Raw genomic sequence first — 14944 nt, forward strand, 5'->3', positions numbered from 1 at the left:
GGAACATGTCTGATGGGGCCTGGGATTTCTGGATCGATCGCGGAGGCACTTTCACGGATATTATTGGGCGTGCCCCTGATGGCAGTTTGCATCCGCGAAAGCTTCTCTCCGAAAATCCGGAATCTTATCGCGATGCTGCGATCCACGGGATTCGCGGCCTGCTCGGTCTCGGGCCGACGGAGCAAATACCGTCCGATCGCATTGGCGACATTCGAATGGGCACGACCGTGGCGACCAACGCGCTTCTGGAACGCAAAGGTGACAGGGTCCTTTTATTGATCACCAAGGGATTTCGCGACGCGCTTCGCATTGCCTACCAGGCACGCCCTGACATTTTTGCCAAGGAGATCGTTCTGCCGGAACAGCTCTACGAGCGGGTCGTGGAAGTCCGCGAACGCATTCGCGTGGATGGTTCGATCGAGGTGCCGCTCGAGACGAGCGCTGTAGAGCAGGCAATTGCCAGAGCAAGGATTGATGGGATTGATGCGGTCGCGATCGTGTTCATGCACTCCTACAAATATCCGCAGCACGAAAAAGTGGTCGCGGACCTTTGCCGGGCAGCGGGATTCAAGCAGATTTCGGTGAGCCATGAGGTCTCGCCGCTGCTCAAGCTCGTCGGCCGGGGCGATACGACGGTCGTGGACTCCTATCTCTCGCCCATTCTATCTCGGTATGTTCAACAGGTGGCAAGCGAACTCGGAGTAGAACAGGCCGGAAAAACGTCGCCGCGACTCAATTTCATGATGTCATCGGGAGGCCTGACCGCCGCCCATATGTTTCAGGGCAAGGATGCACTCCTTTCAGGGCCTGCCGGCGGTGTGGTTGGTATGGTGGAGACTGCAAAACTTGCCGGATTCCATAAGGTTATCGGCTTTGACATGGGGGGTACCTCAACCGATGTGGCCCACTATGATGGCGAGTACGAACGCGTCTTCGATACCGAGGTAGCAGGCGTTCGTGTTCGGGCGCCGATGATGCGCATTCATACCGTCGCTGCCGGCGGCGGCTCCATCCTTCATTTTGAGACAGGTCGCTTCCGCGTTGGTCCCGATTCGGCGGGCGCCAATCCCGGACCCGCCTGCTATCGTCGTGGCGGGGAGTTGGCGGTAACGGACGCCAACGTCATGCTTGGAAAACTGCAGCCGGATCTGTTTCCCGCGATCTTCGGGCCGGACCAGAACGAGCCGCTCGATATCGGCGCGGTGCGCGAGAAGTTCGAGGCAATGTCTGCGCGAGGCACCAGCGGACACGGTCCGGAGAGCGTCGCGGAAGGCTTCATAAAAATCGCGGTTGAGAATATGGCCAACGCCATCAAGAAGATCTCGGTACAGCGTGGCTACGACGTGACAGGCTACCTCTTGAACTGCTTCGGTGGTGCGGGTGGGCAACACGCCTGCCTCGTTGCCGATGCCCTCGGCATGTCGACGGTGTTGGTTCACCCGTTTTCCGGTCTGCTGTCTGCTTACGGCATGGGCTTGTCGTCGATCTTCGCATCCCGTCAACAAGCGTTCATTGAGCCTCTTTCGGAAGCGTCGCTCCCAGAACTTGACCGCTTGATCAAAACCCTGAGGATCGGTGTTCGTGACGAATTGAAGGCGCAAGGCATTTCGCCCGATGCTATGGAGTTCAGGCCCGTCCTCGCCTTGCGATACGAGGGTACGGATACTGCGCTCCCGGTCGATTTTGGCCCTGGTTCGATATCCGATGCCAGGACCGACTTCGAGCGGGCGCACAAGGCGCAGTTCGGCTTCGTCTATGACGGGAAAGCGGTCGTCGTTGAATCCGTGAGCGTCGAGGGAACCGACCGATCCGAGGGCCGCAATCAGGAGGCAAGTCACGAGGCGGCGGCAAGTCCTGCCCGTGCCTCAGAAACTCGGCCAGTCTTCTTCGAAGGCTCCTGGCGTGATACCGGCGTCTTCAGGCGAGAGGATCTCTTTCCGGGTTGCCAGGCACTCGGCCCGGCACTTGTCATTGAAGCCAATCAAACAATCGTCGTCGAGCCGGGATGGCGGGCGGAGATCACCTCGAATAACCACGTGCTGCTCCGCCGTGTTGAAGCGAAGAAGAATGTAGCCGCCCTTGGGACCGATGCCGATCCGATCATGCTGGAGATATTCAACAATCTCTTCATGTCCATCGCCGAACAGATGGGTGTCACACTTCAAAACACCGCCTATTCCGTCAACATCAAGGAACGATTGGATTTTTCGTGTGCTGTCTTCGACCGAACCGGCGCGCTCGTAGCCAATGCACCGCATATGCCGGTTCACCTGGGATCCATGGACCGGTCAGTAGAGACAATAATCAAGTTGAACGCAGGGCGCATCCACCCGGGCGATGTGTTTGCTCTCAACGCCCCGTACAACGGCGGAACACATCTCCCCGACATAACAGTCGTCACGCCTGTGTTTGATGACGCAGGATCCACGATCCTGTTTTATGTTGCTTCGCGCGGACATCACGCCGATGTTGGCGGAACAGCGCCGGGCTCAATGACCCCGCTCGCAACGACCGTCGAGGAAGAAGGCGTTCTCTTCGATAACTTTCAACTCGTCGAACGCGGTCGCTTCCGTGAATCCGAACTGCTCGAGCTACTGACAAATCATCCTTATCCAGCGCGCAATCCGCAACAGAACATCGCCGATCTAAAGGCTCAAATTGCTTCAAATGAAAAGGGCGTGGCGGAACTGCGCAAGATGGTTGCTCATTTCGGCCTGTCGGTGGTCGAAGCCTATATGGGGCACGTCCAGGACAATGCGGCTGAAAGCGTGCGCCGGGTCATCGAGCGGTTGCCGGACACCGCCCAGTACGACTATCCAACCGACACCGGTCAGCTGATCAGGGTCAAGATTACAGTCGATCGCCAGAGCCGTGAAGCGACCGTGGATTTCACTGGAACGTCGGCGGTTCAGGCCAACAATTTCAATGCGCCCGAGCCGGTCACCCGCGCTGCCGTTCTCTATGCTTTCCGCGTGATGGTCGAGGCCAATATCCCGATGAACGCGGGCTGCCTGAGACCAATCAACATCATCATCCCCGACGGCTGCATGCTAAAACCGGCTTATCCGGCAGCGGTTGTCGCCGGAAATGTCGAGACTTCGCAACATGTCACCAATGCGCTTTTCGGCGCCATGGGGGCGATGGCCAATGCGCAGGGAACGATGAACAATCTGACTTTCGGAAATGCGAGATACCAATATTACGAGACAATATGCTCGGGTTCTCCTGCAGGACAGATGAATGATGGACGGGGTTTTGCCGGAACGGCTGGCGTGCACACTCACATGACGAATTCGCGGCTCACAGATCCGGAGGTCCTGGAGCTTCGGTTCCCGGTTCTTCTGGAAGATTTCCACATCAGGCCGGGTTCAGGCGGCAAAGGCACCTGGAACTCGGGCGACGGAACGCAACGAACCATTCGCTTTCTCGAGCGGATGGAATGCGCCATTTTGTCCTCCCATCGCAATCAGCCGCCTCGCGGGATAAGCGGGGGCGGTGACGGTCGTCTGGGCGCAACGAGAGTGTTGCGACTGGATGGCAGCGTGGAGACGTTGAAGGCAAGCGATCAGACGGTTTTGGAGGCCGGCGAGGCGATTACGGTCACGACGCCAACGGGCGGCGGCTTCGGACCCTGATGGTCATCCGCCCGCTATAGAGCCTCCAGCGGAGCCCCATCATCCCAGACATTGCCCCGCCATATGCATGGCCCCTTACCTGTTGAAGGGCATCAACTTGATCGGTGCAATGTTCGTGGCTCACGTATTCTTCGAAGGAGTTCCCGCCACGGACCGCGGGTTCCAACGATGGCTCAGCGTCGTCGCATCGGTCGCGCCAAAGGAAAGTGAAAGCATGATAGCGGCTCGGTAGCTTCGGATAAGAACGAGACCGACGAAGGCAAGGCCGCGCGCCCTCCAACCGTTCAATCGGTCTGAAACGCAAATTCGCCTCACTTCTGCAACGGGAGAAAGAGCAACGGCGACGGCTCGCACTATCCAGCGCAACCTCCAGCCACGCTGCCCCTTTGCACGGGCGAGGTCATGGGCAGTGTGTCGTTGCCACTTCAGGCCCAATTCAGAAAAACTCTTGCGAGCCGGATGGTAGGCAATCATTCTCTCGCAATAATGTGTCCGATAGCCTTGCTTTAACGCTCGTTGTCCCCAATCACGATCCTCGGCAATATCGATGCCACCGAATTCGCCAATCGAGGCAAAAATCTCAGTGCGTACTGCCAGATTGCCCGTTCCCGTAAATCCTTGCTTTTCAATGTACTCTTTCATGCGATACGCGAATACGCTTTCGTAGGCTTCGAGAAGTGTCGGATGCTTTGGGTCTTCACACCCGATCCGTACGTCTCCGCCAAGGATGGACTTGCTTGTATCCGCGCAGAACTGATGCGTGATTTCATCTAGCCAGCCGTCTGCGGCAACACAGTCAGCATCGATGAAAGCCAGGGTGTCTCCCGCAGCGTTTGCTACACCGAGATTTCTGGCAGGGCCTGGACCAGGCACTGGTTGCGACAGAAGTTTGACATTTGGAAAGGCAGCGCAAATCTCCGCTGGCATCTCTCTGGACCCGTTGTCCACCACGATTATCTCGAACGGAAGCCCAGGGTTAGTCTCGCGTGTCAGCGACATCAAGCAACGTCGAAGCAATTCGGGTTGGTCAAGATGCGGGATAATGACGCTTATCATCGACGCCCAACCTCCTGCGAAATACTGTGCGATAGGCTGTCAGATAGCGACGAGCTTCGTTCGCCCATTGGAACTCACGATCGGCGACGGATCGCCCGACGGCTGACATCTCCATGCAGCGCTGTGGATCGTCCACAAGCGCGAGAATTCCGGTTGCGAGTGCTTCTGGCGAATGCTCCTTGACCACAAGCGCCGCTTCTGTTGCATCACGCGTGGCTTGCCGAAGATTGAACTGAACGATGGGAAGGCCCAGCATCATGTATTCAAAGACCTTGTTCATGGAGAGCTTGTCGTTGAATTCATTGGGTGGGTCAGGAATGATTCCAATGTTTAGTGCAGACAGGTGAGCCATGAGGGGCTGGCCACTCAAATAGCCACTGAAGCGAACGGCATCGCCGAGGTTGAGGTCGGTCGCGAGCTTTTTCAGTCGGCTAAGCTCCGGACCGTCACCAATGATGAGGCCGTGGACATCGTCTCTCTTGCGATGATGGACAATCTCGGCGAGGGCGCGGACCATGGTCTCAACCCCGTCCTGTTCGCCCATAATGCCGAGATAGCCGACCAGGTGCTTGCCGGGGACAACGAGCGACTGATCAGGAATAGTGCGCCGAAACCGTGAAGCTTCTGGGTAGCTTTTGACGACAACTACACGATCGGGTGCCATCCCACCGCGAGAGATTGCAATGTCACGGAACGTCTCGTTTGTCGCAATACTGACATCGGCCAACCGGAAGGTCTGCCGTTCAAAGAAGCAGAGCAATCGGTGAAAGATGTCCTTGCGTCCGAACTTGGTAGCGTAAAGCTCCGGGCTGAGATCGTGATGGTCGAATACAAAGCGGGTGCCGAACAGCAATTTGTGGATCAGGGCAACGAGGAACATCAGATCGGGGGGATTGCATGCCTGAATGGCGTCAATCGACTGGCGCCGCCGGACGCGGAATGAAAGACGTGTCTGATGAAACAGCGCGAGGCAATACTCTCTCAAGTAGCCAGTCGCGCTGGTGGCTTCCCGAAGCGGATGTCGGTAAATGTGGATGCCGTCCAGAACTTCATAGCTTTTGTCGTACCCTTTTCCTTTGGGGCAAATCACGGACACCTCGTATCCGGCGTCGTTTAGGGCCTGGGCTTCCTGCCATACTCTACGATCGAACGGAACCGGCAGATTTTCGACCAGGATCAGAATGTGATGGTTGCTAGGAATGGCGGCCTCCCGCGTGTTGAAAACACATCAAGGCTCAAAGATACGGCCCTGCCGGGACGGCATTCCAGTTAGCAAACCGGTTAAAAAAGGCGGCTTTTAGTTTATCCGTGGTTCACCCATAAGGGTATCTATGAATCAGCCCAGTATTATATGTAAAAATGCCCAATAAATGTCATGTGTACATGCGTTCCAAAAGGAAAATAGGCGGTGCCGGAGGGTGTTTGCAAAGAAAAAGATGGAAGTATATTGCTTTGTCCGATTTCTTCTGGCGACGTGCAGCGGGTGGCGAACTTCCTGCATGCAGAACTAAATGGGAAATTGTCACCAGCGACGTGGGCCTCAGCGATACGACCGTCTTGGAAGTCGACATCCCCCAATCACGGGTACATGCTGATTGCAGGCGACCAAATCGTCGGTGTGTATGTTGCTTTTTATTCCGAGCGCCGTGTTGGGCAAACCGTCGAGAAGTTCTGCAACCTGAGTGCCTGGTGTGTCCTGGATGGCTATCGGGCTCATGGTTTACGACTCCTGAAAGCACTCCTCGGCCAGGGCGGCTACACGTTCACGGACCTTTCGCCGAGTGGCAACGTCGTCCCGCTCAACCGCCGGCTCAAATTTCAGCTTATCAATACTGCCGTTTCTATGGTGATAAACCTTCCTCGCCCGAGGTGGGGAAGCGGCGTTTCGATCATCACCGATCCTCATCTGATCGAGCGTTATCTCGACGCTGGCAATCTCGCTATCTACAGGGATCACGCTCTTGCTCCGGCCGCGCATCATCTCGTTGTGACAAAGGGCGATCGTTGCTGCTACGTCATCTTTCGCAAGGATACGCGCAAACGGATGAGGGTGTTTGCGTCGATCTTGCATGTCGGGGACCGCGACCTTTTCGCGGAGACTGCTCACCACGTCTACAGCTATTTGCTAACGCGCTTTGGGATTGTCGCGACCTTTGTCGAAGAGCGTTTTGCCGACGTGCACCCAAGACTCTCCATCTCGCTTCGATCTCCGCGTCCCCGGATGTTCTTGAGTGATCGGGTGTCTCCAAGCGAGGTCGATTACCTCTACAGCGAACTTACCTGCGTACCCTGGTAGTGAGGAGTTTCGAGACCAATGCAGCCGACGATCAAGATCAATATTTCCGATCTGCTTCGCCACGGGGCAGCTTCGTTCGGCAATTCTCCTGCCCTGACCTACAAGAATATCACCACTGGCTACGTTGAGCTTTGGCAAAGGGCCTCCGGATTTGCATCAGCCCTTGATGCCCTCGAGACGTCCGCGGGTGACCGGGTGGCAGTTTTCCTCGACAAGCGGCTAGAGACTGCCGTCTCCATATTCGGTACTGCTGCAACCCGCTGCGTAACGGTGCCCATCAACCCCATTCTCAGACCACAGCAAGTCGCCTACATATTGGCTGACTGTGATGTCAGGGTATTGGTCACGTCCGCAGATCGTCTGGCCCAACTCCAGGGAAACCTTGCAGGAATTCCATCGCTCCAACATGTCATACTTGTCGATGGCACAGGCACGGAAGTACAAAAGGACGGTACCTACCCGGCCATCCACTCTTGGATCGAGATCGTTCCGACGGAGGCTGCACCTCCGTTGCCAAGAGGCGTTGATTGTGACGTTGCTGCCATTCTCTACACATCTGGAAGTACCGGCAAGCCGAAGGGGGTCGTTCTCAGCCATCGCAACATGATCGTCGGCGCTGAGAGCGTAAGTCACTATCTCGGGAACAGTCCGCACGACACTATTCTGTCAGTGCTACCGCTGAGTTTCGATGCGGGACTAAGCCAGCTTACGACAGCCTTCAACTCGGGCGCACACGTCGTTCTCATGAACTATCTTTTGCCTGGTGATGTCGTACGGCTTTGCGAGAAGTACAACGTGACCGGCATTACCGGCGTTCCGCCTTTCTGGATCCAGGTTGGAGCTCTCGACTGGCCAACTGAAGTCGGTGCCAGGCTACGCTACTTTGCAAATACCGGTGGGAGAATGCCGAAGGCAACACTCGACCGGCTGCGCGCGTCCTTCCCCAATGCGCTTCCATATCTCATGTATGGCCTGACGGAGGCTTTTCGATCAACCTATCTCGATCCGACCGAGATCGACCGTCGACCGGATTCGATCGGCAAGGCGATCCCCAATGCAGAAATTCTCGTCGTGCGGCCAGACGGGACGCTTTGCAGTCCTGGCGAACCCGGCGAACTGGTGCATAGGGGGCCACTCGTGGCGCTTGGATACTGGAACGATCCTGCCCGCACCAGCGAGCGCTTTCGGCCATGGCCTGGAACGGGTTCAACCTGGCGGCAACCGGAAATGGCGGTGTTTTCGGGAGATACGGTGGTTCGTGATGAAGAAGGCTTCCTGTACTTCGTCGGTCGTCGGGATGAAATGATCAAGACGTCCGGCTACCGTGTCAGCCCGACCGAAATCGAGGAAGTCGCCTACGCAACGGGTCTGGCCCGTGACGCCGTTGCGATGGGAATCGATGATCACGCGCTCGGCCAACGGATTGTACTGGTTGCTAGCCCGGTTGCCGAGACACTCGACGTGGGTGCGCTGTTAACGGCGTTCAGACATCGCCTGCCGCAATACATGGTGCCTTCGAAAGTTATCGAAATGGCATCCATTCCAACCAATCCGAACGGCAAGTTCGACCGCGTACTCTTGAGGGAGCAACTGGGACAGTGAGCGCACATCCTTCCGTAGACATGTTCGACGTCGCCGAAGACTGTCTGGCGGTCGGAGGGATACGCCTCGATCGCCTGGCCGAGCGCGTCGGGACCACACCGTTCTTCGCCTATGATCGCCGATTGATCACAACGCGGGTCGCCTATCTTCGTTCGGTTCTGCCGAAGGACGTCAGGCTGAGTTATGCCATTAAGGCCAATCCGATGCCGGCGGTAGTCCAGCACCTGGCAGGTCTTGTGGATTCACTGGATGTCGCTTCCGCATTCGAAATGAAGACAGCGCTCGATACCGTGATGCCCGCTTCCAGCATAAGTTTTGCCGGGCCTGGCAAGACGTCGGCTGAACTGATCCAGGCAGTCGCCGCTGGTGTGACGATCGAGATGGAATCGGAGACCGAGGCTCAGCGCGTTATCGAGGCCGGAAGTCGCCTCGGCATCACACCAAGGGTGGCCTTGCGGGTGAACCCGAATTTCCAGGTCAAGGGATCAGGGATGAAAATGGGTGGTGGGCCGCAACAGTTTGGCGTTGATGCCGAAGCGGTACCGTCACTCCTTGGTAAGCTTGCCGACGCGGATCTGGATTTCCTCGGGTTTCATGTATTTGCAGGTTCGCAAAACCTTCACTCGGATATCCTCTGTGAAGCCCTGTCACGCAACGTCGAGCTCCTGCTAGAGCTATCGGGCAGCTGTGGCAAGCCTGTTCGCTACCTCAATCTTGGCGGCGGGTTCGGCATTCCCTATTTCGAAAAAGATAATGCGCTGGATATTCTGCCTTTTGGAGCGAGGCTCAACCAGCTGATCGAAACCGCCATTCGTCCGTCATTACCGGAAGCGAAGGTGACCATTGAGCTTGGCCGTTACCTCGTCGGCGAGTCGGGCGTTTACGTCACGAGGGTGGTTGACCGCAAAGTCTCTCGAGGACGAACTTATCTGGTCGTCGACGGCGGGCTGCACCATCAGCTGGCGGCCTCTGGCAATTTTGGCCAGGTGATCCGTCGCAACTATCCGATCGCCATCGGCAACAAGATGAACAGGCCAGAGCGTGAGACGGTATCAGTGGTCGGTTGCCTTTGCACGCCCCTCGATCTCCTCGGCGACAACGTCCTTTTGCCGCCGACCGATGTCGGCGATCTTGTCGTTATCTTCCAAGCAGGCGCTTATGGCCTGACAGCCAGTCCCACCGCATTTCTCGGGCATCCGACGCCGCCGGAGGTCCTTGTCTGACTCGCCGCTACCGCGCCACCATCCTAAATCAACAATCATTGTGAGGCATCATGAACACTTCAACATTCGAGTCCGTTAAAGATGTCATCGCTGAAACGCTTGGCATTGAAGACCGGGCCCGCATCGCGGACCCCTCAACCCCACTATTCGGCCATCTGCCGGAACTTGATTCATTTGCCGTGCTGAGCCTTGCCGCTGCTCTCGAGTCTCATTTTGGTATCCACATCGACGATGATGACTTCAGCGCGGAGCTCTTCGAAACGGTCGGCTCACTTGCATCATTTGTGGACGAGCATTGTGCGAAGTCGCAGGTCGCCGTCGCATAAGGTTCCGAAAGGAAACGGCAGGCAGAGCAGGCGTCCTGTTCGTAAATCGCACAAAGCAAACTGAACGGGTGAGGGGAAACATGTCAGCGTTAACATGCACCACGTTTTATCCGCTGGGCACGAGCGAAACGGATGCGAGTGTTGCTGTCGTCATAGTGACATTCAACAGTGCCGATGCTCTGCCGGCGTTGTTGGATTCGCTTGTCGATGGCCTGAAGGGCTTGGATCGCTTTGAAATCATCGTTGTCGATAACGATTCTAAGGACGGGTCGGCAGAGATCGCTGAGGCCCATCCGCTGCACCCCACCGTCGTCCGTACGGGAAGAAATGCCGGTTATGCGGCGGCGATCAATATTGGATCGGAAAGATCAGATGCCAATGCCCATTTACTAATTCTGAATCCGGACCTCCGGCTGTATCCAAACGCGGTAAAGCCGCTCATTGAAGTCGCGACAGCGAAGGCGGGAGTGGTCGTTCCGATCAACTACAAAGAGGATGGGACGATCGATCCTACGCTGCGACGTGAACCTTCGATCATCACAGCCTGGGCAGACGCTATTCTCGGGGGCAAGTTGGCTGCGCGCCTTGGGGTGGGTGAAATTGTCGGTGAGCTGCGCCATTACGACCAGCGCAGACCCGTCCAATGGGCAACTGGATCGGCGCTGCTCGTAACGGCCGAGGCCCGAAAAGCCGTCGGGGCATGGGACGAATCGTTTTTCCTTTACAGCGAAGAGGTGGACTATCAACGCAGAATCCGCGAAGCAGGATTTGAGATCGTCTATGAACCGCGTTCGAAGGTTATGCACGCCAGTGGCGGAAGTGGTACTGGCCCTCGGCTCTTCGCCTTGCTGACTGCCAACAGAATTCGTTATTACCGCCGCCACCATGGGGTGCTGCGAACTTCGATATTCAAGTTGGGGGTGATCATTGGACATGCCGCAAGGATGTGGCGCGGAGCGTCTCATCGTGCCGCGTTAATGAGCGCGTTGATGCCAGGTCGGTCAGCTGCCGCGTTTGTGGAAAGTACACGAGGCTAGGCATGGCGAGGGAAGGTGAACGCCGTATCATCAACTTCCATGGGATTGGAGAGCCGCTACGTGAGCTTGAGCCCGGCGAAGCCGATTATTGGCTCACTCGCGATCGCTTTCTAACGATCCTCGACCGCATTGCATCTCATCCCGAACGGGAAGGAATATCCATCACTTTCGATGACGGCAATGCCTCCGACCTTCTGATCGCGGCACCCGAATTGCAACGGCGCGGTCTCCGGGCAGAGTTTTTCGTCCTGGCCGGCCGCATTGGGAAGACGGGTTCACTTTCTGTAAGCGATATTCGCGCCCTTATCGCCATGGAAATGCGGATCGGGAGCCATGGTGTCGCTCATCGCGATTGGACGCGGCTCAGTGCCGGTGAGCTTCACTACGAACTCGCAGCGTCAAAAGAGCAACTCGAGGGAATTTGTGGTTGCGCGGTGAACGCAGCCTCAATTCCATTTGGATGGTACAACGCCGCCGTTCTCAAGCAGATACGCGATACGGGATACAGAGCTGCCTATTCCAGTGGGGGAGGAACCGCTGAGATATCTGAGTTTCTAAAACCCAGGAACTCGATGCGATCAGGTATCGCGGACGGCACGCTGGACGAAGTTCTTGTGGGACAAATCCCGTTCTGGAGAAGGCTTCGCAATACAGCCCGAACGAAGTTTCGAGTTTAGGCAGTGCTACCACCAGGTTGTGAGGCGGGCGGTGGTTCTCGAAAAAAACTAGTTTGCAGGGAGAGAATTAAATGGCGAAGTTGCTGCTGGTGGCGCCGACGTGCAATGGCGAGGACGTTGGCGAGGCATGGGTGGCGTATCAGTGGGCTCGGCGGCTGGGCGACCGACACGATGTGACGTTGCTGACCTATTACAAGAAAGGTGCAACACCTGTCTCGCAGCAACTGACCAACGTGAAAATAGTCGAATGGCGCGAACCACCAATGCTCGGCCGGGCAGAACGCCTGAACAGCATCCTAAAGCCTGGCTACGTGCCCTTCTACTACCGCGCACGACGCTGGATACGCCAGGCGATTTCGGAGGGAGTTCGGTTTGACATCGTGCACCAGCCGGTGCCAGTCGCAATGCGGTATCCCTCACCCGCGGCAAATCTTGGCCTACCCCTGGTAATCGGACCGGTCGGAGGTGGATTGCCCACCCCGCCGGGGTTTGTTGCAGAGGATCGCTCGGCACCCTGGTACACGAAGCTGCGCAACTTCGATCGCTATCGCCTTCGCTGGGATCCGTTGTTGCGTGGCAGTTTCGCAAGCGCTGACTGCATTCTCGGCATTGCCAGTTATGTCGAGGAATTGCTGTCTCCGGTCCCTATGCGGCGCTTCGAAGTTATGAGCGAAACGGGGATCGATGAGGTTCCTCCTGCGATTGACAGGTCCACACGATCGGGCACAGTGCGGTTGCTATATGCCGGACGTCTAGTCAGGACCAAGGGAGCCCGCGACATTATCCGAGCGATGGCGATGCTTCGCGATCTGCCTGTTGAGTTGGCAATAGTAGGAGATGGTCCCGATCGCAGAGAATGCGAGACCTTGATTTCGTCGCTCGACCTCGGCAATCGGATCCAGCTCTTCGGCTGGCGCGCCAAAAGCGAGCTTCCGCAATTTTATCGCGATGCCGACGTGTTTGTTTTTCCCAGTTATCGAGAACCAGGCGGAAATGTTGCCCTTGAGGCAATGAGTTTTTCGTTGCCGCTGATCGTGGTTGACCGTGGTGGTCCCGGTAGTGCGACATCGGATCTCTGCGCAATCAAGCTCGGCGTTTCTACTCCAGTTGCGCTCGCCAATGACATAGCAGGTTCAATCCGCAAGCTTGTGGAGAACCCCGAGTTGCGCGCGCAAATGTCCGCGGCGTCCTACGCCCATGCGAAGAAGACGGCCCTGTGGTCAGCCAAACTTGACCGCATGGATGCGATTTACGCTGAACTCATGGACAATGCCAGGAGAGTTGTTCGTCAGCGGTTAACTTAGGTCACAGCTTCGCGCACTCACGTGCTGAGAGCTTTGGGAACTAGTCCATTCGTAGGGCACGGTCATCGGAAGGATTAATCGCTGTTGGCAGTGAATATGACTACTGTTCCTTCTTGGTCAGTTCCGGATGGCCGGCGAGGGGGAAGGAGACGGTGCAAAAATGATAGCAACTAGGTATCGCTCGTCACGGTCAGCCCAGCCAATTTTGCGCAGATCTGACGTAGGCGTTCGGTTGCCAGCAAACGGTCCTGCAGCGACCGGAGAGCAATCTTCCGAAAAGCAACTTGCCGCTCGGTTGGCATGGCCTGTCAAGCTTTTCCTGGGAGGCCTGCTCGTCCCTTGGGTCTTTCCGATTGGGCCGGTTAATCTGTCTACCTATCGGATCATCCTCCTGTTCGCAATCCTGCCGTGCATTATCATGTGGTCAAAAGGGAAGGCGGGAAAAAAAAGAGCCGCTGATTTCGGCCTTATTCTCTTTTGTTCGTGGGCAGCTATGTCATTTGTCATTGTCCAGGGTATTGACCAGGCAATTGAGCCCGGCGGTATTCTCTTCATCGAAACGATGGGGTCGTACCTGCTGGCACGGGTTTGCATTCGCAATGCTCAGGACTTCCGCAACATGGTTGTGTATGTCGCCAAGCTTATCGTAGCCATGCTCCCTTTTACTATGTACGAATGGATCACCGGGACCAATCTGCTGCTTCTCGCGTTCGGATCAGTATTCCGGACGGAGGCAATAACGTGGATGGCGCCCAGGATGGGTTTTTCGCGTGTTCAGGGGCCTTTTAATCATTCGATACTATTCGGTACCTTTTGTGGGAGCATGTTCGCGCTCACGTTCTTGACGACAAAAGGAAAGCTATCGGGCATTTCGCGCGGCGTTCTAACGAGTCTAGTGGGATTTTCAGCATTCCTGTCCATGTCTTCGGCGCCAATGGCTGGAGTGCTTTTTCAGATCGCCCTGCTGTTGTGGAACAAGGTGCTTGGCGGATTCGCCGCTCGGTGGAAGCTGCTCTGGGCGATTGCGTTTGTCGGCTATCTCATTGTTGAGCTTGGCTCCAATCAAACGCCGGCGCAGTTCTACATTTCGCATTTCACGTTCGACCAGCAGACGGGCTGGTATCGGCTTTGGATCTGGGAGTATGGGTCCGCATCCGTCGCTAATCATCCAATTTTCGGAATCGGGCTGGGTGATTGGGCGCGGCCATTATGGATGTACGGAAACAGCGTTGACAATTTCTGGTTGTTGATGGCCATGCGGCATGGTCTGCCTGGCTTCATGTTCCTGGTCCTATCCCTCCTTAGTATCTGGCTCTCTATCGCGAAGAAAACAGATGTCGATCCAGATGTGGACGCCTGCCGGACGGCTTATCTCATCTGCATGGGAGCATTTGCTTTTGTTGGCTCGACCGTGCACTTCTGGGTGGCCGCATACGCTTGGTTTTTCTTTCTTGCCGGCTCCGGTGTATGGATGCTCGATTGCAACCTCAGCCATCGAGCACAGTCCCGCAATAGCAACGATCGCAAGGTGCAGGGCCGCTATCGTGTTGTCCCTGCCGGCGCCCGGCATGCCAAGCGCTTATCTACATCGCAAGCGGGTCAAAAATTGGACAAGTAAATGGGTCGCGGTGTTGCAATTCAGTCGCAAGGAAGGAACAGGGCCGAAGAAGTGGGCCGCTGATTTGCAGGATCGCAAGCCGCGCAACGTCGTCCATGATCGCCTGGGCAATGATGGTTTTGGGAGAGCTGTATAGCGCAGCGCTCAGGATGAGACGGTTGCGACAATCT

The 14944-nt window shown here is 56.4% G+C and carries 11 protein-coding genes; 9 read left to right on the forward strand and 2 right to left on the reverse strand.

The genetic code is table 11. The annotated features are described in order from the left end of the window. Nucleotides 1-5: 5 nt before the first annotated feature. On the forward strand, nucleotides 6-3635 hold the full coding sequence (locus AC1DE4_RS06785) for a hydantoinase B/oxoprolinase family protein (protein ID WP_477880672.1): 3630 nt from the start codon (nucleotides 6-8) through the stop codon (nucleotides 3633-3635). 120 nt (nucleotides 3636-3755) lie between these two features. Here AC1DE4_RS06785 and AC1DE4_RS06790 read toward each other — a convergent pair whose 3' ends face one another. After that, complete coding sequence (locus AC1DE4_RS06790; protein ID WP_477880674.1) at nucleotides 3756-4691, reverse strand: glycosyltransferase family 2 protein; 936 nt, start codon at nucleotides 4689-4691, stop codon at nucleotides 3756-3758. Next, nucleotides 4663-5892, reverse strand: coding sequence for a glycosyltransferase family 4 protein (locus AC1DE4_RS06795; protein ID WP_477880777.1), 1230 nt, complete (start codon nucleotides 5890-5892; stop codon nucleotides 4663-4665). The genes AC1DE4_RS06790 and AC1DE4_RS06795 overlap by 29 nt, the downstream gene beginning before the upstream one ends. A 207-nt stretch (nucleotides 5893-6099) precedes the next feature. Here AC1DE4_RS06795 and AC1DE4_RS06800 point away from each other — a divergent pair, with 207 nt between their 5' ends. The 8 genes from AC1DE4_RS06800 (at nucleotide 6100) to AC1DE4_RS06835 (ending at nucleotide 14774) form a co-directional block, all read left to right on the forward strand. Next, entirely contained in the window at nucleotides 6100-6987 is an 888-nt protein-coding gene (locus AC1DE4_RS06800; protein ID WP_477880676.1) for a hypothetical protein, read from the forward strand. 18 nt (nucleotides 6988-7005) lie between these two features. Then, nucleotides 7006-8589 (forward strand): acyl-CoA ligase (AMP-forming), exosortase A system-associated, encoded by a 1584-nt coding sequence (locus tag AC1DE4_RS06805; protein WP_477880678.1) that lies wholly within the window; start codon nucleotides 7006-7008, stop codon nucleotides 8587-8589. 20 nt (nucleotides 8590-8609) lie between these two features. Beyond that, nucleotides 8610-9812 (forward strand): pyridoxal-dependent decarboxylase, exosortase A system-associated, encoded by a 1203-nt coding sequence (locus AC1DE4_RS06810; protein ID WP_477880779.1) that lies wholly within the window; start codon nucleotides 8610-8612, stop codon nucleotides 9810-9812. A gap of 50 nt (nucleotides 9813-9862) precedes the next feature. After that, nucleotides 9863-10138, forward strand: coding sequence for an acyl carrier protein (locus AC1DE4_RS06815; protein ID WP_477880680.1), 276 nt, complete (start codon nucleotides 9863-9865; stop codon nucleotides 10136-10138). A gap of 80 nt (nucleotides 10139-10218) precedes the next feature. Next, nucleotides 10219-11175, forward strand: coding sequence for a glycosyltransferase family 2 protein (locus AC1DE4_RS06820; RefSeq protein ID WP_477880682.1), 957 nt, complete (start codon nucleotides 10219-10221; stop codon nucleotides 11173-11175). A gap of 2 nt (nucleotides 11176-11177) precedes the next feature. Then, nucleotides 11178-11852, forward strand: coding sequence for a polysaccharide deacetylase family protein (locus AC1DE4_RS06825; protein ID WP_477880684.1), 675 nt, complete (start codon nucleotides 11178-11180; stop codon nucleotides 11850-11852). Nucleotides 11853-11923: 71 nt separating this feature from the next. Then, nucleotides 11924-13156 carry a glycosyltransferase family 4 protein gene (locus AC1DE4_RS06830; protein WP_477880686.1) on the forward strand — a complete coding sequence of 411 codons (1233 nt, stop codon included), beginning with the start codon at nucleotides 11924-11926 and terminating at the stop codon, nucleotides 13154-13156. Between the two features lie 232 nt (nucleotides 13157-13388). Next, nucleotides 13389-14774, forward strand: coding sequence for an O-antigen ligase family protein (locus AC1DE4_RS06835; protein ID WP_477880688.1), 1386 nt, complete (start codon nucleotides 13389-13391; stop codon nucleotides 14772-14774). Nucleotides 14775-14944 lie beyond the last annotated feature (170 nt).

Source organism: Rhizobium sp. 10N414 (assembly GCF_056394785.1).

What these genes read in the sequence shown, in the direction of transcription:
- AC1DE4_RS06810 (WP_477880779.1), top strand. Translation starts at nt 8,610, where the DNA reads ATGTTCGACGTCGCCGAAGACTGTCTGGCGGTCGGAGGGATACGCCTC.
- AC1DE4_RS06805 (WP_477880678.1), top strand. Translation starts at nt 7,006, where the DNA reads ATGCAGCCGACGATCAAGATCAATATTTCCGATCTGCTTCGCCACGGG.
- AC1DE4_RS06825 (WP_477880684.1), top strand. Translation starts at nt 11,178, where the DNA reads ATGGCGAGGGAAGGTGAACGCCGTATCATCAACTTCCATGGGATTGGA.
- AC1DE4_RS06820 (WP_477880682.1), top strand. Translation starts at nt 10,219, where the DNA reads ATGTCAGCGTTAACATGCACCACGTTTTATCCGCTGGGCACGAGCGAA.
- AC1DE4_RS06785 (WP_477880672.1), top strand. Translation starts at nt 6, where the DNA reads ATGTCTGATGGGGCCTGGGATTTCTGGATCGATCGCGGAGGCACTTTC.
- AC1DE4_RS06830 (WP_477880686.1), top strand. Translation starts at nt 11,924, where the DNA reads ATGGCGAAGTTGCTGCTGGTGGCGCCGACGTGCAATGGCGAGGACGTT.
- AC1DE4_RS06815 (WP_477880680.1), top strand. Translation starts at nt 9,863, where the DNA reads ATGAACACTTCAACATTCGAGTCCGTTAAAGATGTCATCGCTGAAACG.
- AC1DE4_RS06790 (WP_477880674.1), bottom strand. Translation starts at nt 4,691, where the DNA reads ATGATAAGCGTCATTATCCCGCATCTTGACCAACCCGAATTGCTTCGA.